Raw genomic sequence first — 21,734 nt, 5'->3', positions numbered from 1 at the left:
ACGTGAAACACTACGATCTGACGATCATCGGCACCGGATCGGGCAACAGCGTTCTCGACGAGCGCTATGCCGGCAAGAAGGTCGCGATCTGTGAGCAGGGCACTTTCGGCGGCACGTGTCTCAACGTGGGCTGCATCCCCACCAAGATGTTCGTCTACGCCGCCGAGGTCGCCCACACGATCCGCGACAGCGCGAAGTACGGCATCGATTCCCACATCGACAAGGTGCGCTGGCCAGAGATCGTGTCCCGGGTGTTCGGCCGCATCGATCCGATCGCGGCCGGTGGCGAGGACTATCGCCGCTCCGCCGAGAACATCACGGTGTACGCGAGCCACACGCGGTTCGGCCCGAAGCTGCCCGACGGTCGTTACACCCTGCGCACCGAGGACGGGGAGGAGTTCAGCAGCGATCGGGTGGTGATCGCCGCCGGTTCACGCACGTTCATCCCGCCGGCCATCGCGCAGTGCGGCGTCACGTACTACACCAGCGACGACATCATGCGGATCCCGGCGCTGCCCGAACATCTCGTGATCGTCGGCGGCGGGTTCGTGGCCGCTGAATTCGCGCACATCTTCTCGGCGTTGGGCGTGCGGATCACCATCGTCGTGCGCGGTGCGGGGCTGCTGACCCACACCGACGAGACCATCTGCCACCGGTTCAGCGAGCTGGCCGCGGCGAAGTGGGACGTGCGAACGCACGAGAACGTGGTCGGTTCCCATCAGGATGGGGAGACCATCGTTCTGGAATTCGACGACGGCGAAACCCTGCCCGCCGACATGTTGTTGGTCGCCACCGGCCGAGTGCCCAGCACAGACGGGCTCGACTGCGAGCTGGCCGGGGTCGAGGTCGACGACGACGGCCGGGTGGTGGTCGACGAGTATCAGCGCACTACGGCGCATGGCATTTACGCGCTCGGCGACGTGTCGTCGGAATACCAGCTCAAGCACGTCGCCAATCACGAGGCCCGAGTGGTCAAGGAGAACCTGCTGCGCGACTGGGACGACACCGCCACGCTGGTGGCCTCCGACCACCGGTTCGTGCCGTCGGCGGTGTTCACCGAACCGCAGATCGCCACCGTCGGCCTGACCGAGGCCGAAGCCCGGGAAGCCTGCCACGACATCGTGATCAAGGTGCAGAACTACGGCGACACCGCCTACGGCTGGGCGATGGAGGACACCACCGGCATCGCGAAGCTGATCGGCGAACGCGGCACCGGCCGAATCCTGGGCGCACACATCATGGGCTACCAGGCGTCGTCGATCATCCAGCCCCTGATCCAGGCGATGAGCTTCGGCCAGACCGCCCGCGACGTGGCCCACGGGCAGTACTGGATCCACCCGGCCCTACCCGAGGTGATCGAGAACGCGCTGCTGGGACTCGCCGACTAGGTCTGGGTGCTCCAGCGTTCCTCGATGCGGCCGAACCGCCAGATCGCCAGGGCGGCAATCCAACTCACCACGAAGATGCCGACGATGGCGAAGCCCGCGAATTCCAGGTCGGCCGACCCGATCAGCGCGAGCGGACCCGAGGTGATGCCGAGGCGGTCCACCAGCAGTCCGGCCAGCACGATGACGCCGACGACCAGAGCGACGATCACCGAGAGCACCGTGACCGTGAGGTTGTAGTACACCTTGCGGACCGGCTGCAGAAACGCCCAGCCGTAGGCCCGTGTCATGAAGATGCCGTCAAGGGTGTCGAACAGGCTCATGCCCGCGGCGAACAGCACCGGCAGCACCAGCACCGCGTACCACGGCAGGGTGAATGCCGCCGTCCCGGCCGCCAGCACCAACAACGCCACCTGGCTGGCCGTGTCGAAACCCAGCCCCATCAGGAAGCCGACCAGGTACAGATGCCACGGCTTGTTCACCCGCCCCATCACGCGGCCCAGCAGGCGGGCCAGGAAACCGCGCCGGTTGAGCTGCCGTTCGAGCTCTTCCTCATCGAGTTCGCCGGTGCGCATTGCCCGGAACACCTTGGCGATGCCCACTGCGGCAACAAGATTCGTCAGCCCGATCAGGATCAGGAACGTTCCGGCGACCAGTGAGCCGATCAGACCAAGGGTCTGCAGCATCGGCGAGCCCTCGTCCTGCACCGGGCCGACCAGTGCCCGCACGCCCAGCGCCAGCAGCAACGCCAGGCCGAACACCACACTCGAATGCCCAAGTGAGAACCAGAAACCCGCCGACAGCGACCGGGTGCCCTCCCCGACCAGTTTGCGGGTGGTGTTGTCGATGACGGCGATGTGGTCGGCGTCGAAGGCGTGCCGGACGCCGAGCAGGTACGCGGTGACACCGAGGCCGACACCGAACACCCCGGCCGAGCCGAGAGTGATGTGTTGCGGTGCCACACCGACCACGAGTACACCCCAGCCGACGATGTGCAGCAGGGCCACGAATCCGCCTGTGGCGGCGATCGACATCCAGTCGGCGCGGTCGAAGCGGGTGGTGGTGGTGGTGCTCTCGGTCAAGGTGCCGACGCTCATCGCCCGAGCGTAGAACTCACCTTTTCATCTGTCTAGATAAACAGATAATTCATCCGTGCCGGGCGCCGAGCCAGTGCAGCAGATCGTGGACGACCTCGTCCTCCAGGCGGTAACTGACCATCCGCCCCACCCGGACGGAACTCACCCAGCCCTGATCGCGGAGCACCCGAAGCGCCTGGGAGACAGCATTTTCCGAACGTCCCAGCGCGGCGGCGAGGTCACCGACGCAGATACCGGGCGCTCGGTGCAGGCACAGCAGGATCTCCAGCCGGTGCGGATCCGACAGGAGGTCGAAGCGGCGCGCCCAGCCCGCGGTGTCGACGTCGGCCAGCGCCGAGGCCGCCCGCTCGACCTGCACCTGGGATTCGAGCTGGTCCACGATTTGAATGTAGCCCAGGAATGAGCCGACAGCGCTCACCTGGACACGGGGCGTAGGTTAAGGGCGGGACCCGATCAACCGCCGAATGGACACTGTTGGACGACCTCAACACGACCGCTGACGAGTTGCTTGCTGAGTTCGAGTCATTCATGAGGTCGGCCGGCGACCCCTACCCCGCCGACACCTCGACCAACGCCGGCGTCTTCGTCAATTGGCATCAAGCGCGCTCGGCCGACGCTCTCAGCACCGTCAACAACGACGACATCGTCGAGTTCCTGCTCGGTTGGATTCCCGAAAACTCACAGCCGATATCGGCCGAGGAGGCATCCACATTCTGCTTCTCGATAGGTGCATTTCTCGAATTCCTCGGTGACACCGGGAGGTTGAACGGCGGACACCGGCGCGGTGTCGGATTGAGCCACCTAGCCACGAGCCTGGCGTCCGCCCTTCACACCTTCATGGCTGATTCGGCGATCGACCCCAAAACGATCTTGTACCATCCCGGCTTCAACCCGAAAGGCAAGCCGACCTATCTCGAACTACTTGCGAAACCCGAGCAGATGCCGGCAGACAAACTGGAAGCCGAGCTGCTGTCCCGAATGACCGAATTCCAAACACAGCTCGCCGACGAGCAGGCACCGGCCATAGACGGGGTTGTCGTCGACGAACCGGCCGAGCTCCCGTTCGTGTACGTGCCACCACCGGCCTCCGAGGTCGAATCCGTCGCCGCTGCCGCGCCGTTGCTGGGCACGATCGGAGCGCTGCGAGACTACCTCGGCTCAGCAGGGAAGCCGCTCACCGACCGCGGCAACATCAAACGGGCGGACGGTAAGGCACTCATCGCGCTGCTCGACACCGGCGACCAGATGGACCCCCAAATCGGCGACCAGATTTTCCGGACCAGCACGACAGCGCATCTTCCCGGGCTGACCTCGATCGTCGACATCGCGAAAGAAGCCGGTGCCGTCCGCGTTCACAAGGGCCGCCTGGTTGGGCTGAAAAACTGGTCCCGCAAGTCCGTGACTGATCAGGCGACGGCGATCTATGACGCGATCATCGAGCTTGGACCGCTCAGCTCCCGCCGTCCCGGCTATGAGGTTCTCGAACTGATCGCCGAATTGCTCGATTCTGGGGTCGTGCATTGGCTTGCCGGCATCCTCGGCCCCGGCGGGGCTGGCGATGTCGATGAGTTGGTCGAACTCGTCACACCGATGCTTCGCGACCAGATCGAACCTTATTGGCCGCAGTGGAAGAGCATTGAGAAACTGGCACGGTCCGACGTCAGCCGCATCTTCCAAACCCTCGCGGACGCCGGCGTCGTCGAGTGGACGGGCCGCCGCGAGGTATCCGGCAGCTTCACGCCGTATCGGACCGGTGGAGTCATCCGCCTCACAGCGCTCGGCCGTCACGTGGTGCCCCGCCACCTCGAAGAGGCCGGCTATCACTTGCGGCGTGTCGACGACATCGCCGACGCTCCCGCGCACGTTCTGATCGCGACGCTGGACATGGTGACCGACGAACAGCGGCAGTCAGTGATCGACGCTTGGCAACCTTCCGCTGATGTCGCCGACCGCATCCGTCAGATCGTTGACTTTGTTGGGTCGACCGATGGTCCAGCCCTGCGGCTCAAGGGCATTGCAACGCTGGACTCGTTCGACTCCTACGACGTCGGGCTGGCCGTGCGGGTCCTCCTCGATGGCCCGGCCGGGGGTCACGCAGCGCTGTATCTGCTGTCCCGCGGATTGGCCGACGAGACTGAAGTCGGCGACCGCATCGGTATCGGGGAGTTCATTGACGTGCTTGCCGCCTCGCTCGACAATCCCGACGAGCTGTGCGAGTTATTCTCCGAGGCGCCGAATACCGCCGACCAGTATGACGCGCTGGATCAGATGTGGCGGTACCCCTCTCCATACACTGAGGCTGTGCTCGACACGCTCGGTCGCCACCATCCAGACCGCAAGCTCGCCAAGGCAGCACGGAAATCCGCGATGCGCCATCGTAGTTGGAAGGCGAACCACAGTTAGCCCCGCGCGAGCGTGCGCAGAATGCCGCCGTTTTGCGGCGTGCCGCGCAACAGACACGCTCAGTCGCGGTGCTGCGTGCTCAGTCCAAGAAGCCGTGCAGCAGCGCGGCCGATCCGGCGACATGGGCCAGCATGGCGTCTGCGGCGCCGTCGGCGTCACCGGCCAGGATCGCGATGACGATGGCTTCGTGCTGTTCGTCGGAATGGGCGATGTTGCGCGCCAGCAGCGGGATCTGGTCGAGCAGGGCATTGAGCCGCATCCGGTTCTCCGCGACCAGCGGCACCAGCGACGGCGAGCCCGCCGCCTCGGCGATCGCCAAGTGCAGGCGGGAATCCAGTCTGCGGTAGTCGTCCGGCGCCGCATCCCGGACATCGGCGAGTCTGGAGAACAAACCGTCGCGTTCGGCTGCACTGAGCGTGCGCCCGGCTGCCATCCGGGCCGCGCCCACCTCGAGGATCTCGCGCAGCCGCAGCGCGTCGTCGATCTCCTCCCGGCTGGGCCGAGCCGCCTCGGTGGTGTGCCGTGGCAGCTGCTCGGACAGGAACGTGCCGCCGTAGCGGCCCCGCCGCGACACCAGGTAACCGGCATCGGCCAGCGATTTGATCGCCTCCCGCACGGTGTCGCGGCTGACCCCCAGCCGCGCGGCGAGCTCACGTTCCGGCGGCAGCGACTCGCCGGGGGCCAGCACGCCGAGGCGAATGGTCTCCAGGAGCCGGCCCACGGTGTCCTCGAACGCATTGCCCAGCCGGACCGGCCGCAGCAGAGCGTCGGCCGTCTCCACAGTGGGGGCGGTCGACTGCTGCGGGTCCGGGTCGGCTGTCATAACGAGCTATCAGCGTGTCACAGCGGTGTCACGTAGGCCGAGCTGATGCCGCCGTCGACGAGGAATGTCGAGCCGGTGATGAACGACGCGTCGTCACTGGCCAGGAACGCCACCGCCGCCGCCAGCTCCTCCGGTTCGGCGAACCGGCCCAGCGGGATGTGCACCAGACGCCGCGCCGCGCGTTCAGGATCCTTGGCGAACAGCTCCTGCAGCAGCGGGGTGTTCACCGGGCCGGGGCACAGGGCGTTGACCCGGATGCCGCTGCGCGCATACTGCACGCCGAGCTCCCGCGACATCGCCAGCACGCCGCCCTTGGACGCGGTGTAGGAGATCTGTGAGGTGGCCGAGCCCATCACCGCGACGAACGACGCGGTGTTGATGATCGATCCTTTGCCCGCGGGCACCATGTGCCGCAGCGCCGCGCGGCATGACAGGTACACGCTCTTGAGGTTGACGTCCTGCACGCGCTGCCACGCCGGCAGTTCGGTGCTCTCGATGAGATCGTCGTCGGGCGGCGAGATCCCGGCGTTGTTGAACGCGATGTCGACGCTGCCGAAAGTCGATGCGGCCGTGTCGAACAGGTTGTCCACCGCGGCCTGGTCGGCGACGTCGACGGCGACGAAGAGGCCCTCGAGCTCGTCGGCGGCGGCCTTGCCTGTGGCGGGGTCGATATCGCCCACCACGATCGTGGCGCCCTCGGCCCGCAGCCGCTTGCCGGTGGCCAGGCCGATACCGCTGGCACCTCCGGTGATGACGGCGACCTTGCCTGCCAGACGCTGAGTCAGGTCCATCTAGAGCTCCTCTGCTCGATCTTCTACTGCGAAAAAGACGTTCTTGGTTTCGGTGAAAGACAGTGGCGCGTCGGGCCCGAGCTCGCGGCCCAGACCGGACTGTTTGAAGCCGCCGAAGGGGGTGTTGTAGCGCACCGACGAATGCGAGTTGACGCTGAGATTGCCCGCTTCGACCGCGCGGGACACCCGCACGGCGCGCGAGAGGTTGTCGGTCCAGATCGAACCCGACAATCCGTAGCGGGTGTCGTTGGCGAGCTCGACGGCGGCTGCCTCGTCGTCGAACGGCAGCACCGTGACCACGGGACCGAAGATCTCCTCGGTGACGGTCCGGTCGGAGCGCTGCGGAGTCAACACCGTCGGCGGGAACCAGAATCCGGGGCCGTCAGGAGCGGACCCTTGGAATGCCACGGGGGCGTCGTCGGGCACGTAGGAGGCCACCGATTCCCAGTGCGGACGCGACACCAGTGGTCCCATCTCGGTGCCACGTTGCGCCGGGTCACCGACCACCACACCCTTGACCGCGGGCTCCAGTAATTCCATGAAACGGTCGTAGACGTTGCGCTGCACCAAGATCCGGCTGCGGGCACAGCAATCCTGACCGGCGTTGTCGAATACCCCGTACGGCGCCGTGGCGGCCGCACGCTCGAGGTCACAGTCGTCGAAGACGATGTTGGCGCTCTTGCCGCCCAGTTCCAGCGTGACGCGCTTGACCTGTGCCGCGGCTCCCGCCATCACCCGTGTGCCGACCTCGGTGGAACCGGTGAACACGACCTTGCGCACGCCGGGGTGGGTGACGAAGCGCTCCCCCACCACAGATCCCTTGCCGGGCAGCACCTGGAACAGATCCGGATCCAGACCGGACGCGGCAGCCAACTGACCGAGCCGGATCGAAGTCAGCGGGGTCCATTCGGCAGGCTTGAGCAGCACGGCGTTACCCGCCGCGAGTGCGGGGGCGAAGCCCCATACCGCGATGGGCATCGGGAAATTCCACGGCGTGATGACCCCGACGACGCCGAGCGGCTCGTGGAACGTCACGTCCAGGCCACCGGCCACCGGAATCTGCTTGCCGCTCAACCGCTCCGGGGTCGCCGAGTAGAACTGCAGCACATCGCGGACATGGCCGGCCTCCCATTCGGCCTGTCCGATCGGATGCCCGGAGTTGGCCACCTCGAGCGCTGCGAGTTCGTCGACATGGGCGTCGACGGCCGCGGCGAAGGCCCGTAAGGCCCCGGCCCGCTCCGCAGGCGCCAACCGCGCCCAGCGCCGTTGTGCGGCCCCGGCGCGGGCCACCGCGTCGTCGACCGCCGCCTCGTCGAGCAGGTCGACGGTACGCAGCACCTCCTCGGTGGCCGGGTTGATGACTTGCGCAGTGCTCATGAAACCCTCTCTGTAGCATGCGTTTTGGCGGCCTCCACCAGGCCGCTGAACAGCCGGACGTCATCGAGACGTTCCTCGGGATGCCATTGCACCGCCAGCACGAACGCGTCACCCGGCAGTGCCGGATCCCTCTCGACGGCTTCGATGACGCCCTCGGTGGTGTCGCGGGCGCTGACCACCAGACCGTCGCCGAGCCGGTCGATGGCCTGGTGGTGGTAACACTGCGCGTCGGAGTGATCCCCGATCAGCGCGGCGAGCCGGGTACCCGGCACCGTCTGCACCGACGACGTACTGAACACCGCATTGCCCCGCTGATGATGGGTATGCCCGAGCACGTCGGGCAGATGCTGGTGCAGCGTGCCACCGAGCGCGACATTGAGTACCTGTGCGCCGCGGCAGATTCCGAGCAGCGGTAACCCGCGCCGCAGCGCCGCGCGCACCAGGGCGAAATCCCATTCGTCGCGGTAGCCCACGGGTTCGTCGGTCAGGGGGTGACGAGGCTGACCGTACGCGGCCGGGTCGACGTCACGCCCGCCGCTGATCACCAGCCCGTCGAGCCCGTCGAGCACGCGGTCGGCCACCGCCGCGCCGTCGGGTTGCGGCGGCAGCAACACCACGGTGCCGCCGCCCCGGTTGACGCCTTCGATGTAGCTGGCAGGCAGGAAACTGGCGTGGACGTCCCACACCCCGGTCCGCGCCTGCTGCAGGTAGGTGCTCACGCCGATCACGGGGCGAGCCTGCGGGTGAGCGTCAGAGCCGTTCAAAACCCCGCACCCTTTCCCAGTCCGTCACCGCGGCATTGAAGGCAGCCAACTCCACCCGAGCGTTGTTGAGGTAGTGCTCGACGACGTCGTCGCCGAACGCCTCGCGGGCGATCTCGGACTTCTCGAACAACCCGGCCGCTTCTGCCAGCGTGGTCGGCAGCCGCTCGGCACCGCTGGCATAGGCGTTGCCCGCCAATGCCTCCGGCAGTTCGAGTTCCCGCTCGATGCCGTAGAGGCCGCCCGCGATCAGCGCGGCGATCGCCAGATATTGGTTGACGTCGCCGCCGGGCGCCCGGTTCTCCATGCGCATGCCGTGGCCGTGACCCACCACCCGCAACGCGCACGTGCGGTTGTCCAACCCCCAGGCGACGGCGGTCGGCGCGAAGCTGCCGTCGGCAAACCGCTTGTAGGAGTTGATGTTCGGCGCGTAGAACAAGGTCAGCTCACGCATGGTCGCGAGCTGGCCGGCGATGAAGCTGCGGAACATCGGCGACATGCCGAGCGGGTCGGCACTGTCGGCGAACACGGCGCTGCCGTCATCCCCCCGCAGTGAGATGTGGATGTGGCAGCTGTTGCCTTCGCGTTCATCGAACTTCGCCATGAACGTCAGGCTCTTGCCGTGCTGATCGGCGATTTCCTTGGCGCCGTTGCGGTAGATGGTGTGGTTGTCGCACGTGATCCTGGCGTGGTCGTAGCGGAACGCGATCTCCTGCTGGCCCAGGTTGCACTCCCCCTTGACGCCCTCGCAGTACATGCCCGCGCCTTCCATGCCGAGGCGGATGTCGCGCAGCAAGGGCTCCATCCGGGTCGACGCGAGCATGGCGTAGTCGATGTTGTAGTCGCTGGCCGGCGTCAGGCCCCGATAACCCGCTGCCCAGGCTTCGCGAAAGCTGTTGTCGAACACCATGAATTCGAGCTCGGTACCCGCATAGGGCACCAGTCCACGCTCGCTGAGCCGATCGATCTGGCGGTCGAGGATGGCACGCGGCGCCGCGGCGACCGGGCGCCCGTCGAGCCAGAACAGATCCGCCATCACCAGCGCGGTGCCCGGCAGCCAGGGAATCAACCGCAAGGTGGCGAAGTCGGGCCGCATCACCATGTCGCCATAGCCGGTCTCCCAGCTGGAGGTGGCATAGCCCGACACCGTGTTCATCTCGACGTCGACGGCCATCAGGTAGTTGCAACACTCGGCGCCGTGGGCGGCGACGTCCTCGACGAACAGCCGCGCCGACACCCGCTTGCCGGTGAGCCGTCCCTGCATGTCGCAGAACGCCAGGATCACGGTGTCGATCTCACCGGCGGCAACCATTTGCTCCAGATCGCCTTGTGCCAGCATGCCGCGGTTGGGGCTCATTGCGCACCTTCCTGCCCGTCGGTTACGTGACGGAAAGTCGACCATTGCGATCACGACGGACGGTCGATCGCCTCCTTAATATGCACGATTTTCCAGTCGAAAGGTAGGACAACAGACCAATAAAGCTTTATTGTCCTGGAATACCGCCCACCGCCCTGCCATGAGGAGGCGCCATGCCCGAGGGGCACGAAGAACTCACCGAAGACCTCACCGACGACGAAAAACATCTCGCGAAGCTCGGCTACGTCCAGGAACTCCATCGGTCCTGGTCTGGTTTCTCCAACTTCGCCATCTCGTTCTCGATCATCTCGATCCTGGCGGGGTGTTTCACGTCGTTCGGGCTCGGCTGGAACAACGGCGGCCCGGCCGCCATCGCATGGGGCTGGCCGATCGTCTCGGCCTTCATCCTCATCATCGGGTTGTGCATGTCCGAACTGGTTTCGGCCTATCCCACGTCCGGCGGCATCTACTGGTGGGCCTCGAAACTCGGTGGCCCCAAAGCGGGGTTCTACACCGGCTGGCTCAACCTCATCGGACTGATCGCCATCCTGGCGTCGGTTGCCTATGGCAGCGCGACCTTCCTGGATCTCACCCTGGGGACGTTCAGCGAAAGCTGGCTCGCCGGCTACAGCCTGACCCGGGTGTTCATCATGTTCCTGATCATCCTGGTGGTCTCGGCGGTCATCAACATCTTCTCGTCGCACCTGCTGGCGGTCATCAACAACATCTCGGTGTGGTGGCATGTCGCAGGTGCGGCCGCGGTCATCGCAATCCTGTGGCTGCTGCCCGCGCAGCACGCCAGCGTCTCCGACGTGTTCGCCAAGACGATCAACAACTCCGGCATCTTCTCGGGCTCCACGTCCGGTTGGGGCTGGCTCCTGTTCGTGCTGCCGATCAGCGCCATCCTGACGCAGTACACGATCACCGGCTACGACGCGTCCGCCCATCTGTCCGAGGAGACCAAGAGCGCCGCGAACGCCGCAGCCAAGGGCATCTGGCAGTCCATCTTCTACTCGGCGATCGGCGGCTGGATCCTGTTGCTGTCCTTCCTCTTTGCCGTGCAGAACGCCGATGAGGTGTCGGCCAACGGCGGCGCGGTCGCGACGATCTTCACCCAGGCGTTGGGCTCCAAGTGGGCCGGCGCCGTGTTGCTCATCTCGACCGCCGGGCAGTTGTTCTGCACCACGGCCTGCCAGACCAGCGCCTCGCGCATGCTCTTCGCGTTCAGCCGCGACCGGGCCGTGCCGGGACATCAGTTGTGGTCGAAGGTCAACGCCACCAGGGTGCCCGCCAATGCCGTCATGATCACCGCGACCATCGCGGCCATCATCACGCTGCCCGCGATCGTGCCGGTGAAGATTCCCGTGAACGGCGTCGAGGTGCCGTCACCGGTCGCGTTCTTCGCGGTGGTCTCGATCGGTGTGGTCGGCCTGTACCTGTGCTTCGCCGTGCCGATCTACTACCGGTGGAAGGCAGGCGACTCGTTCGAGCAGGGTCGGTGGAACCTGGGCAGCAACTACAAGTGGATGGCGCCGGTCGCCATTGCCGAGATCATCGTGACCGCGATCATCGCGATGTTCCCGACTTCGCTGGGCGGTATGCCGTGGGACCCGAGCTTCGAGTGGAAGTTCGTCAACTACACCCCGCTGCTCGTCGGCGGCGTGCTGCTGTTGTTGTTCGTCTACTGGCACGTGTCGGTCAAGCACTGGTTCACCGGACCCATCAAGCAGCTGGAGACTCCGAAAGTCTGACGGACCCGGGTACGCACTGAACTCACAAGCTCGGTGCGTACCCGATACGCATGTTTCTGACCTGCGGAGACGAGGCGCGACACGCCGCGAGTGAGACACCGGCGCGTAATCCTTGTAGGGTCGAACTGATGTGTGGAGCCACCGGAGAGGTGCGCCTCGATGGCCGTACACCGGATGTTTCAGCGGTGTCGGCCATGGCAGAGGCGATGGCGCTCAGGGGTCCCGACGCGGCCGGTGTGTGGTCGCAAGGTCGGGTCGCCCTGGGCCACCGCAGACTGAAAATCATTGACCTGACCGAGGCAGGCGCCCAGCCGATGGTCGACCCCGAACTGGGGTTGGCTCTTAGCTGGAACGGCTGCATCTACAACTATCGGGACTTGCGCCGCGAGTTGTCCGGACACGGGTACCGGTTCTTCTCGCACAGCGATACCGAGGTGCTGCTCAAGGCGTACCACCACTGGGGTGACCGCTTCGTCGAACACCTCAAGGGCATGTTCGCGTTCGCGATCGCCGAACGTGACACCGGCCGGGTTCTGCTGGGCCGCGACCGTCTCGGCATCAAGCCGCTGTATCTGACGCAGGACGCGCACCGGATCCGGTTCGCGTCGACCCTGCCGGCACTGCTGGCCGGCGGAGGCGTCGACACCCGGATCGACTCGGTCGCGCTGCACCACTACTTGACCTTCCATTCGGTGGTGCCGCAGCCCCGCACCATCCTGCGCGGCGTCAGCAAGGTGCCGCCCGCGTCGGTGGTCGCCATCGAACCCGACGGCGCGGTCCGCACCACCACCTACTGGTCCCCGGACTTCAGCCGCCGTGCCGACCGCGCCGACTGGTCCGAACGGGACTGGGAAGACGCGGTGTTGGAGTCGCTACGGCAGGCGGTCGAGCGCCGGCTGGTCGCCGACGTCCCGGTGGGCTGCCTGCTGTCCGGCGGCGTCGACTCGAGCCTGATCGTCGGGTTGCTCGCCGAGGCCGGCCAACACGGATTGGCCACCTTCTCAATCGGATTCGAGTCCGTCGGCGGTGTCGCGGGCGACGAGTTCAAGTACTCCGACATCATCGCCGACCGATTCGGTACGGCGCACCACCAGATCCGCATCGACACCGCCCGCATGCTGCCCGCCCTCGGCGACGCGATCGGCGCGATGAGCGAGCCGATGGTCAGCCACGACTGCGTGGCGTTCTACCTGCTGAGCCAAGAGGTCGCCAAGCACGTCAAGGTGGTGCAGTCCGGACAGGGCGCCGACGAGGTGTTCGCCGGCTACCACTGGTATCCCCCGATGGCCGAGCCCGGGGCGGCGACGCTCGACGGTGCGGTGGCCAGTTACCGCGGCGCGTTCTTCGACCGGGACACCATCGGGGTGAACGCGTTGATCAGCGAGGCGTACCGGGCCGCGACCGCGGATCCCAGCGGTGCGTTCGTCACCGAGCACTTCGCCGCGCCCGGCGCGCAGACCGGCGTGGACCGGGCCCTGCGCCTGGACACCACGGTGATGCTGGTCGACGATCCGGTCAAACGCGTCGACAACATGACCATGGCGTGGGGGCTGGAGGGCCGGGTGCCCTTCCTCGACCACGAGTTGGTGGAGCTGGCGGCGACCTGCCCGCCCGAGCTCAAGACCGCGCACGGCGGCAAGGGCGTGCTCAAACAGGCTGCGCGACGGGTGATCCCGGCCGAGGTCATCGACCGGCCCAAGGGTTACTTCCCGGTGCCTGCCCTGACCCACCTGGAAGGTCTCTACCTCGACATGGTCCGCGACGCGCTCTACGCACCGGAAGCCAAGGAACGCGGGCTGTTCCGACCGGAAGCCGTCGACCGGCTGCTGGCCGATCCGAACGGCAGGCTCACGCCGCTGCGCGGTAACGAACTGTGGCAGATCGCCCTGCTGGAACTCTGGCTGCAGCGGCACGGCATCACGGGGGCGGCCGCATGACCAGCGTGGATCCCGACGCAGGCAATCGCGCGGGCGTGCACGCCGACGACGACCACACCGAGGCCATCACACTCGGCCTGCACGACGCGTCGCCACAGCATCTCGTCGATGCCATGGCCGACGACGTGGTCCTCGAACTCGGTTGGGGCCGGCTGATTTTCGGGCAGACCTTCGCCGATCCCGAGAAGCTGGCCGAGGTGTTGGGCCACGAGGGCCCGGGTCGGCGCGACATCTGCATCTACGCGCGCGAGTCGCACGTGTTGATCGCCCGCTCGCCTGCCGAGCTGTTCATCGATCCGAGCCACACCTACCGGTTGCGGTTCACCGACGATTTCACCGCGCCCGAACCCATCGGGTTCACCATCCGCACGCTGCGGGTCCGCGACGACGCCGACGAGATGAACCGGGTCTATGTGCGGTGCGGCATGGTGCCCGCTCCGGTCGAGGTCATCTGGGACAACCACATCCGCAGTTCGGCGGTCTACCTGGTGGCGGTGCGCGACGACGACGGCTCGGTGATCGGCACCGTGACCGGGGTGGATCACCACAAGCTCTTCAGCGATCCGGAGAACGGGTCGAGCCTGTGGTCGCTGGCCGTCGATCCGACCGCCGGGCTGCCCGGGGTGGGCGAGGCCTTGACCCGCACCTTGGCCGGTATCTTCCGCGACCGGGGACGATCCTACATCGACCTGTCGGTGGCCCACGACAACACCGCGGCGATCGCGCTGTACGAGAAGCTCGGCTTTCAGCGGGTGCCGGTGCTGGCCGTCAAACGCAAGAACGCCATCAACGAGCCGCTGTTCACTCATCCCCCGGAGACCGTCGACGACCTGAACCCGTACGCCCGCATCATCGCCGACGAGGCGATGCGGCGCGGCATCTGGGTCGAGGTGCTCGACGCCGGCGCGGGTGAGATGCGCCTGTCACACGGCGGCCGCAGCGTCGTCACGCGAGAGTCGTTGTCGGAGTTCACCTCCGCGGTGGCCATGGCGCGCTGCGACGACAAACGCCAGACCCGGCGCATCGTGTCCGAGGCGGGCATCACCGTCGCCAAGGGTCGGCTGGCCACATTCGACCAGGGTGATCACGAGTTCCTCGCCGAGGTCGGCGATGTCGTGGTGAAACCCACGCGTGGCGAGCAGGGCAAGGGCATCACCGTCGGCGTCGACGGCGACGCCGAACTCGATGCGGCCCTGGAGCGGGCACGCGAGCAGCACCCCGAGGTGCTCATCGAGCAGCGCGCGCCCGGCGACGATCTTCGGCTGGTCGTGATCGACGGCAAGGTGGTGGCGGCCGCGATCCGCCGCCCGGCCGAGGTCACCGGAACCGGCGCGCACACCATCCGCGAGCTCATCGAGGCGCAGAGCCGCCGCCGGGCAGCGGCGACCGGTGGCGAGTCGCGCATCCCGATGGACGACGTCACCACGGGCACGGTCGCCGAGGCCGGCTGGTCGCTCGACGACGTGCTGCCCGAGGGCGAACGGCTGCGGGTGCGCCGCACGGCGAACCTGCATCAGGGCGGCACCATCCACGACGTCACCGCCGAGGTGAACCCCGAACTGTGCCGCGTGGCGGTGACGGCGGCCCAGGCCATCGGTATCCCGGTCACGGGCATCGACCTGCTGGTGCCCGATGTGGCAGGCCGCGACTACGTGTTCGTCGAAGCCAACGAGCGGCCCGGGCTGGCCAATCACGAACCACAGCCCACCGCAGCAGCTTTCGTCGACTACCTGTTCCCCGGGCAACCGGGTCTGCCGCAGGCGTGGACGCCGTCACCGACGGCGTGAGGACCGAGCCGCCGGGCTACCAGGTGCTCGTGCGCATGACGATCTCGGCGGCCAGCTGCGCAGTGGACTCCTGCGCGTTGCGGCGGCCGAGCATCTCCACCAAGCGGAAGTCGCCGTAGACGTAGCGCTGACTGGCCTTGGCCACCGCGCGGGCTGCCGGCGTGCTGACCAGGGCGGTGGTGTTCATCTCCACTGCGGGGCAGTCCTCGTCGCGGATCGCCCCGGTGAGATCGGCGACGCGCGGGTGTCCGCGATCCACGACCACCAGGCTGGTGAACCGGTCCAGCCGCGTCGCCGCCAATTCCCAGGCCAGCTCGCCACCGAGGCGGTCCCCGACCAGCACCGACCATTTGACGTCCACGGCATCCAGGATGCCGACGACCGACTTGGCCGTCAGCCGCGGATCCGGCGCGATGATGACGGTTCGCAGCGATGCCGTGTGCAGCCGTTGACATACCGCGCCATAGGCTGCGGGACCGTGATGGCCGGCGCCGAGCAGCACGACTACCGAACCCTTGTCGGGGCCTGCCACATCGACGGGCACAGAGAACCCGTCGATGGTCGGCACGGTGGTCAGCATTGGGACAACCTACCGCCAGCATGCGGCGAGCGGGCGGAAATCAACGGGTCCTTGACGCGAGCGTAAACGGTTCTGTCAGCGGTGATGTCAACGCGCTTGGATGCGGTGCACCTGCTGGTCGAACGCGTCGAGGAAGGTCTGCGGCAGGGTGGCTTTGACGGGTATGGCGGGGTTCTGCGTCGGGAAGGTCACTCCGAACACCGACCACGATCCGATGTTCTCGAACGCGAAGTAGGCACTGCTGTCCGACCCGCTCAGCTGCATCGTCTGTTGGTAGACCAACTCCGCGGGCCGTTGCGTCGCCAGCTTGGTGGTGGTGATCGGGATGCCTGCGTCGCCCGGATCGAAGAACGTCCGGAATTGCGCGCATCGCTGCGCGGTCGCGTCGAGCTGGTCCAATGGCAGCGGCGAGGTCAGCACGGTGATGACCATGCGGGCACCGTCGTAGGACAGCACGTACTTGCCCGCACTGCCAGGGCCGCGGTCGGCCGAGCGGGCGATCACCCGGGTGAGGCCGTCGGAGCAGCCCTGCGGATTCGACAGCATCGACGGCGGCGCACCCGTCCCGTCCGGCTGGCCGGGTTTTTCGACGATGCGGTCGTATTGCACGCCGGCCGGGAAATCGGCGGCGGTCAGCAGCACCTTCTCCAGGGTGGCGCCCGGCCAGGTCGGCGTCCCGGACACGACAGTCGCACATCCGGTGAGCAGAAGGGCCAGCAACGGCACAGCCACCCGAGCCCCGATCATGGGCCCAGGCTACCCAGTCGGCCCGTCCAGCGCCGTCTTCATGGTCGGTCGGCTCGGCGCTCCGCGTGCGAGCAGATCCAAGACCGCGTCGATGTCGAGATGTTCGGCCAGCAGATCGGCCATCAGGTCGAGCTGTGCATCGCGGCGGGCGGCCACGTCGACGTCGTCGGCAACGACGAATCCGGTGCGTCCTGCGGCGTGCGAGACCTCGGTGAGCCACGACCTGCGGACCGCGTCGTTGTCCAGCAGGCCGTGCCAGTGCGTGCCGTAAACGGCACCGCGCCGGATACCCACGCCCAGCCAGTCCTGTTCCTCACTCCCGACGACCCGGCCGTGGTGGATCTCGTAGCCATACAGCGGAGTCTGCCAGCGGCGCAACGTCTTCTCGGGATCGAACACGATGTCCGCGGCCAGCAGCCCGAGTCCCGCGACAGTGCCTGCCCGGGACTCCACGGAGTCGTCGATCCGGCGGCACAGCATCTGGAATCCCCCGCACACCCCGAGCACGGCGCGGCCCTGCGCGGCGTGCGTGCGGATCGCCTCGGCGAGACCCCGCTCGGTGAGCCAGGCCAAGTCACTGACCGTGGCCTTGCTACCGGGGATCACGACGACGTCGGCGCCGGCGAGGTCGGCCGCGTCGGCCACCCACCGCACGTCGACCCCGGGTTCACAGGCCAGCGCCTCGACATCGGTGGAGTTGGAGATGCGGGGCAGCCGGATGGCCGCGACCGTCAGGGTCTGCTCACCGCGCGGTGGCTGAGGCGGCCCGACGAGTCCGCCCGCCCGCACCGACACCGAATCCTCGGTGTCGAGCCAGATGCCGTCGTGAAACGGGATCACGCCGTAGGTCGGGCGGCCGGTCAGCGCGTGCAACTGCCGCAGGCCGGGTTCGAGCAGCGTCGGGTCGCCGCGAAACTTGTTGACGACGAATCCGGCGATGAGGGCCTGGTCGGCGGGTTCGAGAACCGCGACGGTGCCGTGCAGGTGGGCCAGCAGCCCGCCGCGGTCGATGTCGCCGACCAGGATCACCGGCAGATCCGCTGCGCGCGCGAGACCCATGTTCGCCAGATCCGTTGCGCGCAGGTTGATCTCGGCGGGCGATCCGGCGCCTTCGCAGATGACCACATCAAATTCGGCTCGCAGCGAGGCTAATTCGTCGGCCACCACGGCCGCGAGCCGCTCGCGGTGGGTGAAGTAGTCGCCTGCGGCCACCGAGCCCGCGACGCGGCCACGGAGCACCAGCTGAGAGGTCCGGTCGGACCCGGGCTTGAGCAGGATGGGGTTGAACCGGGTGTGCGGTTCGAGCCCCGCCGCGCGCGCCTGCATGGCCTGGGCCCGGCCGATCTCACCGCCGTCGACGGTCACCGCCGAGTTGTTGGACATGTTCTGCGCCTTGAACGGCGCGACCCGCACTCCCCTGCGCGCCAACAGCCGGCACAGGCCCGCGACCACCATCGACTTGCCCGCGTCGGATGTGGTTCCGGCGACCAGCAGTGCGCCGCTCACGCGGGCCGGGTCACGGCAAGGTGAGGATGTCGGCGCCGTCCTCGGTGACCACCAGCGTGTGCTCGAACTGCGCGGTCCACTTGCCGTCCTTGGTGGCCACGGTCCAGTCGTCGTCCCAGATCTCGTAGTCCAGGCCGCCGAGGTTGATCATCGGTTCGATGGTGAACGTCATACCCGGCTCGAGCACGGTCTCCACAGCGGGCTGGTCGTAGTGCAGCACCACCAGGCCGTTGTGGAAAGTGGTGCCGATGCCGTGGCCGGTGAAATCGCGAACCACGTTGTAGCCGAACCGGTTTGCATACGACTCGATCACCCGCCCGACGATGGACAGGGCACGTCCCGGCTTGACGGCCTTGATGGCGCGCATCGTGGCCTCGTGCGTGCGCTCGACGAGCAACCGGTGTTCCTCGGATACGTCGCCGGCCAGGAAGGTGGCGTTGGTGTCGCCGTGCACGCCGTCGATGTAGGCCGTGACGTCGATGTTGACGATGTCGCCGTCCTCGATCACGGTCGAATCCGGGATGCCGTGGCAGATGATCTCATTGAGCGACGTGCAGCAGGATTTCGGAAACCCCTTGTAGCCCAACGTCGATGGATAGGCACCGTGGTCGATCATGTACTCGTGGGCGATCCGGTCGAGCTCGTCGGTGGTCACCCCGGGTGCGACGGCCTTGCCCGCCTCGGCCAACGCCTGGGCCGCGATGCGCCCGGCGATCCGCATCTTCTCGATCACCTCGGGCGTCTGTACCCACGGTTCGCTGCCTTCTTGCACGGTCGGCTTCCAGGCGTACTCGGGACGCGGGATCGACTTGGGCACCGGCAGGGTCGGTGACAGCACGCCGGGACGCAGGGCAGCACGAACAGACATACGCGTCAGGGTACCGACCGGCCGCACCGGGCGAGTCACCAGTGGACCCGCGATACCGACGCTAGCTGCGCTGGCCGCGGCCAAACCACCCCTTGCGCGGACCGCGGATGTCGACCGACCCGCACACCACCCGGCCGGCGAGGATGACGTGCGGAGTTCCGTCGGCCGGTGCGTCGCGACGGCGATCGGTGGCACTGCCGACGATCACCTCGACATCGTCGATCGAGGCGCTCGCACCGTCGGGCAGGCGCATCTCCAGCGAACCGAACTTGAGGTCGAGCTCGACGACCACGATCGGGCCTGCGAAGCGGGCCCGGGTCAGGTCGAGCTCCACCGAGCCCATCCGGCGCACGAGCGCGAGGCGCGTCGGGACCGTCCACTCGCCCTGGCGTTTGAGCGAGCCCATGACGCCTCGCAGCTCGACGCGGTCGGCCGCGGAGGTGACGATCGCTCCCGGCCCGGGCAGGTCGCCGACCAGTGCGTCGAGGTCGGCCTGCAGCCGCGCCCGGGACACCAGCGCGGAGCGCTCCTCGAACTCGTCGATGGCGATCAGCCCGAGCGCGACGGCGTTGTGCAGCCGCCGCAACGTGCCGTTGCGGTCGGCGTCGGAGACGCGCAGCTCCACCGATTGCTCATTGATCCCGGTCATGACCCGTCCAGGTTACCGGGATTGGTGCTACCGCAGGTACCGCAGATCACGCCAGATAGTCGGGCGGCAGGCCCTGGAACATCGTCTTGCACATCCGCACCGCGTACTCCGAGCTGCCGCCGCCCACGATCAGGGCCGCGAAGGCGAGGTCCCCGCGATAGCCGGCGAACCAGGCGTGGGACCCGCCGTTGTATTCGGCCTCACCGGTCTTACCGCGCACGTCGCCGAAACCGTTGATCTCCTTGGCCGTGCCGTTGGTGACCACCAGCTGCATCATCGGGCGCAGCCCGTCGATCATCTTCTGCGAGATCGGGGCGCCCGCGTCGTCGATGGTCGTCTGGTGCCCTTCGATCAACTGCGGCACCGGCGTCTTGCCCGCCGCCACCGTCGCGGCCGCGAGCGCCATGCCGAACGGACTGACCAGCACCTTGCCCTGACCGAAACCGTCCTCGGTGCGTTCGGCGAGGCTCACGGTCGGAGGGACCGAGCCGGACACCGTGCTGATGCCGTCGACGTGGTAATCGGGGCCGATGCCGTACTGCTTGGCAGCCTCGTTGAGCGCCCGCGGCGGCATCCTGCTGGCCAGCTCGGCAAACGTGGTGTTGCACGAATTGGCGAAAGCGCGTGACATCGGCACGACACCGAGGTCGAACGCGTCGTAGTTGGTGACGATGCGGTGCCCGATCTCCAAGGTGCCGGGGCAGCCGAGCAGCGTGTTCGGGTTGGCCATGTCGCGGTCGATGGCGCCACCCGCGGTGATGATCTTGAACGTCGACCCGGGCGGAAAGAGACCGGTGGTGGCGATGGGCCCATCGGCGTCGGCGGCCGCGTTCTGTGCGACGGCCAGGATTTCTCCGGTCGACGGTTTGATCGCGACGATCATGGCCTTGCGCCCGGTTGTGTTCACCGCGTTCTGCGCGGCGTTCTGCACGGCCCGGTCGAGGCTGATGGTGACCGACGGTGCCGGGTTGCCGGGCACCTCGTTGAGGACGTCGACGTCGACGCCGTTCTGGTTGACGGTGACGACCCGCCAGCCTGCCTGCCCCGCGAGGTCGTCGACCACGGCCTTTTTGACCTCGTTGACGATCGCCGGCGCAAACGTCTCGTCGGTGGGCAACATCTCGTCCTGCGGCGTGACGACGACGCCGGGCAGCGCAGCGATCGCCGGGGCGACGCGGTCATGGTCGGATTGGCGCAGCGTGATCAAGCTCAATGGCTGAGCCGACGAGCTCGCCTGCTCGGCCAGTTGCTGGGCGTCCAACGTCGGGTCGAACGGGCGCAGCGCGTCGGCGACCGCCTTGGCCGTCGACATCAGCGCGACGCCGGCGGATCTGGCGTCCAGCCCGTAGTGGTAGAGGTAGCCCGGAACCAGCACGTCGGTGCCGCCGTGCTCGTTGACCGACGCGCGGCGCGGCTGGTCGGCCCGCAGCGCGAAGGTCTGGTGTTCGCCCAGTCGAGGGTGCAATCCTGTTGCGCTCCAACGGACTTCCCAGCGCCCCTCTTCGCGCACCATGTTGAGCTGGCCGTCGTAGGTCCAGGTGCGGTTCTTCGGCAGATGCCACGTGTAGCGGTAGTTCACACTGCCGGTGTCTTGCGCGTACTTCGACCCCACGATCTGCGCGTCGAGCCGCGTCGCCTGCAGCCCCGACCACGCCTCGGTCAATGCGGTCTTGGCCTCGGGCGGTTTGTCGGACAGTGCCGCTGCCGCCGCGGCGTCGCCGGTGGCCAGTGCTGCGAAGAACTTCTCGGCGGCCGGTTCAGGTCCGTCCGGCCGCGGCGTACACCCGCTGAGCGCGACGGCCGCCACAACCGTTGCCACGGTCAGCAGGCCGGCGGTCCGTGTTACTGATGATGTTCGCGTTGCCATTGAGGCTGATGTTATGAACGTGCAGACCGGAATGGTTGGAGGCGCACC

At 67.3% G+C, this 21,734-nt stretch carries 18 protein-coding genes; 5 read left to right on the top strand and 13 right to left on the bottom strand.

The window, feature by feature from the left end; all coding sequences use genetic code 11:
- Positions 1-2: 2 nt before the first annotated feature.
- Positions 3-1,388, top strand: a complete 1,386-nt coding sequence (gene mtr / locus A5784_RS07580; RefSeq protein ID WP_064943857.1) for a mycothione reductase — start codon at positions 3-5, stop codon at positions 1,386-1,388.
- Here the strand turns inward: mtr and nicT are convergent.
- On the bottom strand, positions 1,385-2,482 hold the full coding sequence (gene nicT, locus A5784_RS07575) for a Nickel transporter NicT (RefSeq protein WP_064943855.1): 1,098 nt from the start codon (positions 2,480-2,482) through the stop codon (positions 1,385-1,387). The two genes, mtr and nicT, sit on opposite strands and share 4 nt — an antisense overlap.
- A 49-nt stretch (positions 2,483-2,531) precedes the next feature.
- A complete protein-coding gene (locus tag A5784_RS07570) occupies positions 2,532-2,861 on the bottom strand; it encodes an ArsR/SmtB family transcription factor (protein ID WP_197514658.1) in 330 nt (109 codons plus the stop codon).
- A 95-nt stretch (positions 2,862-2,956) separates the two neighbouring features.
- Here A5784_RS07570 and A5784_RS07565 point away from each other — a divergent pair, with 95 nt between their 5' ends.
- On the top strand, positions 2,957-4,885 hold the full coding sequence (locus A5784_RS07565) for a hypothetical protein (RefSeq protein ID WP_064943853.1): 1,929 nt from the start codon (positions 2,957-2,959) through the stop codon (positions 4,883-4,885).
- A 79-nt stretch (positions 4,886-4,964) separates the two neighbouring features.
- Here the strand turns inward: A5784_RS07565 and A5784_RS07560 are convergent, their stop codons facing one another.
- Genes A5784_RS07560 through A5784_RS07540 form a run of 5 tightly spaced genes read right to left on the bottom strand, consistent with a single transcriptional unit; the run spans position 4,965 to position 9,994 of the window.
- Complete coding sequence (locus tag A5784_RS07560) at positions 4,965-5,708, bottom strand: FadR/GntR family transcriptional regulator (protein WP_064943850.1); 744 nt, start codon at positions 5,706-5,708, stop codon at positions 4,965-4,967.
- Between the two features lie 17 nt (positions 5,709-5,725).
- The gene (locus tag A5784_RS07555) at positions 5,726-6,499 is read right to left on the bottom strand and encodes a 3-oxoacyl-ACP reductase (RefSeq protein WP_029373334.1); all 774 of its coding nucleotides are present in this window, start codon (positions 6,497-6,499) and stop codon (positions 5,726-5,728) included.
- Positions 6,500-7,876: an aldehyde dehydrogenase family protein gene (locus tag A5784_RS07550; RefSeq protein WP_064943848.1), complete on the bottom strand. Its 1,377-nt coding sequence runs from the start codon at positions 7,874-7,876 to the stop codon at positions 6,500-6,502.
- Positions 7,873-8,604, bottom strand: a complete 732-nt coding sequence (locus A5784_RS07545) for a gamma-glutamyl-gamma-aminobutyrate hydrolase family protein (protein ID WP_232005969.1) — start codon at positions 8,602-8,604, stop codon at positions 7,873-7,875. Before A5784_RS07545 ends, A5784_RS07550 begins: the two co-directional genes overlap by 4 nt.
- A gap of 22 nt (positions 8,605-8,626) precedes the next feature.
- Positions 8,627-9,994 carry a glutamine synthetase family protein gene (locus tag A5784_RS07540; protein WP_064943844.1) on the bottom strand — a complete coding sequence of 456 codons (1,368 nt, stop codon included), beginning with the start codon at positions 9,992-9,994 and terminating at the stop codon, positions 8,627-8,629.
- Between the two features lie 173 nt (positions 9,995-10,167).
- On the opposite strand from A5784_RS07540, the gene A5784_RS07535 reads away from it, so the two are divergent.
- The 3 genes from A5784_RS07535 (at position 10,168) to ngg (ending at position 15,469) form a co-directional block, all read left to right on the top strand.
- On the top strand, positions 10,168-11,745 hold the full coding sequence (locus A5784_RS07535; RefSeq protein ID WP_064943842.1) for an amino acid permease: 1,578 nt from the start codon (positions 10,168-10,170) through the stop codon (positions 11,743-11,745).
- 128 nt (positions 11,746-11,873) lie between these two features.
- Positions 11,874-13,682 (top strand): N-acetylglutaminylglutamine amidotransferase, encoded by a 1,809-nt coding sequence (locus A5784_RS07530; RefSeq protein ID WP_064943840.1) that lies wholly within the window; start codon positions 11,874-11,876, stop codon positions 13,680-13,682.
- Complete coding sequence (gene ngg / locus A5784_RS07525) at positions 13,679-15,469, top strand: N-acetylglutaminylglutamine synthetase (RefSeq protein WP_064943838.1); 1,791 nt, start codon at positions 13,679-13,681, stop codon at positions 15,467-15,469. Before A5784_RS07530 ends, ngg begins: the two co-directional genes overlap by 4 nt.
- Before the next feature lie 16 nt (positions 15,470-15,485).
- On the opposite strand, the gene A5784_RS07520 is transcribed toward ngg, so the two are convergent.
- From A5784_RS07520 to A5784_RS07495, 6 genes are all read right to left on the bottom strand, one after another.
- The gene (locus A5784_RS07520) at positions 15,486-16,049 is read right to left on the bottom strand and encodes an alpha/beta fold hydrolase (protein ID WP_064943836.1); all 564 of its coding nucleotides are present in this window, start codon (positions 16,047-16,049) and stop codon (positions 15,486-15,488) included.
- Positions 16,050-16,136: 87 nt separating this feature from the next.
- The gene (locus A5784_RS07515; RefSeq protein WP_064943834.1) at positions 16,137-16,796 is read right to left on the bottom strand and encodes a hypothetical protein; all 660 of its coding nucleotides are present in this window, start codon (positions 16,794-16,796) and stop codon (positions 16,137-16,139) included.
- A 9-nt stretch (positions 16,797-16,805) separates the two neighbouring features.
- The gene (locus A5784_RS07510; protein ID WP_064943912.1) at positions 16,806-18,251 is read right to left on the bottom strand and encodes a cobyric acid synthase; all 1,446 of its coding nucleotides are present in this window, start codon (positions 18,249-18,251) and stop codon (positions 16,806-16,808) included.
- Between the two features lie 61 nt (positions 18,252-18,312).
- Complete coding sequence (gene map, locus A5784_RS07505) at positions 18,313-19,170, bottom strand: type I methionyl aminopeptidase (protein ID WP_064943910.1); 858 nt, start codon at positions 19,168-19,170, stop codon at positions 18,313-18,315.
- A gap of 61 nt (positions 19,171-19,231) precedes the next feature.
- Positions 19,232-19,819 (bottom strand): DUF1707 SHOCT-like domain-containing protein, encoded by a 588-nt coding sequence (locus A5784_RS07500; RefSeq protein ID WP_064943832.1) that lies wholly within the window; start codon positions 19,817-19,819, stop codon positions 19,232-19,234.
- A 46-nt stretch (positions 19,820-19,865) separates the two neighbouring features.
- On the bottom strand, positions 19,866-21,686 hold the full coding sequence (locus A5784_RS07495) for a penicillin-binding transpeptidase domain-containing protein (RefSeq protein ID WP_064943830.1): 1,821 nt from the start codon (positions 21,684-21,686) through the stop codon (positions 19,866-19,868).
- Positions 21,687-21,734 lie beyond the last annotated feature (48 nt).

Source organism: Mycobacterium sp. 852013-50091_SCH5140682 (assembly GCF_001665685.1).
Lineage (GTDB): Bacteria > Actinomycetota > Actinomycetes > Mycobacteriales > Mycobacteriaceae > Mycobacterium.
This window is presented reverse-complemented; position numbering and strand designations above follow the sequence as displayed.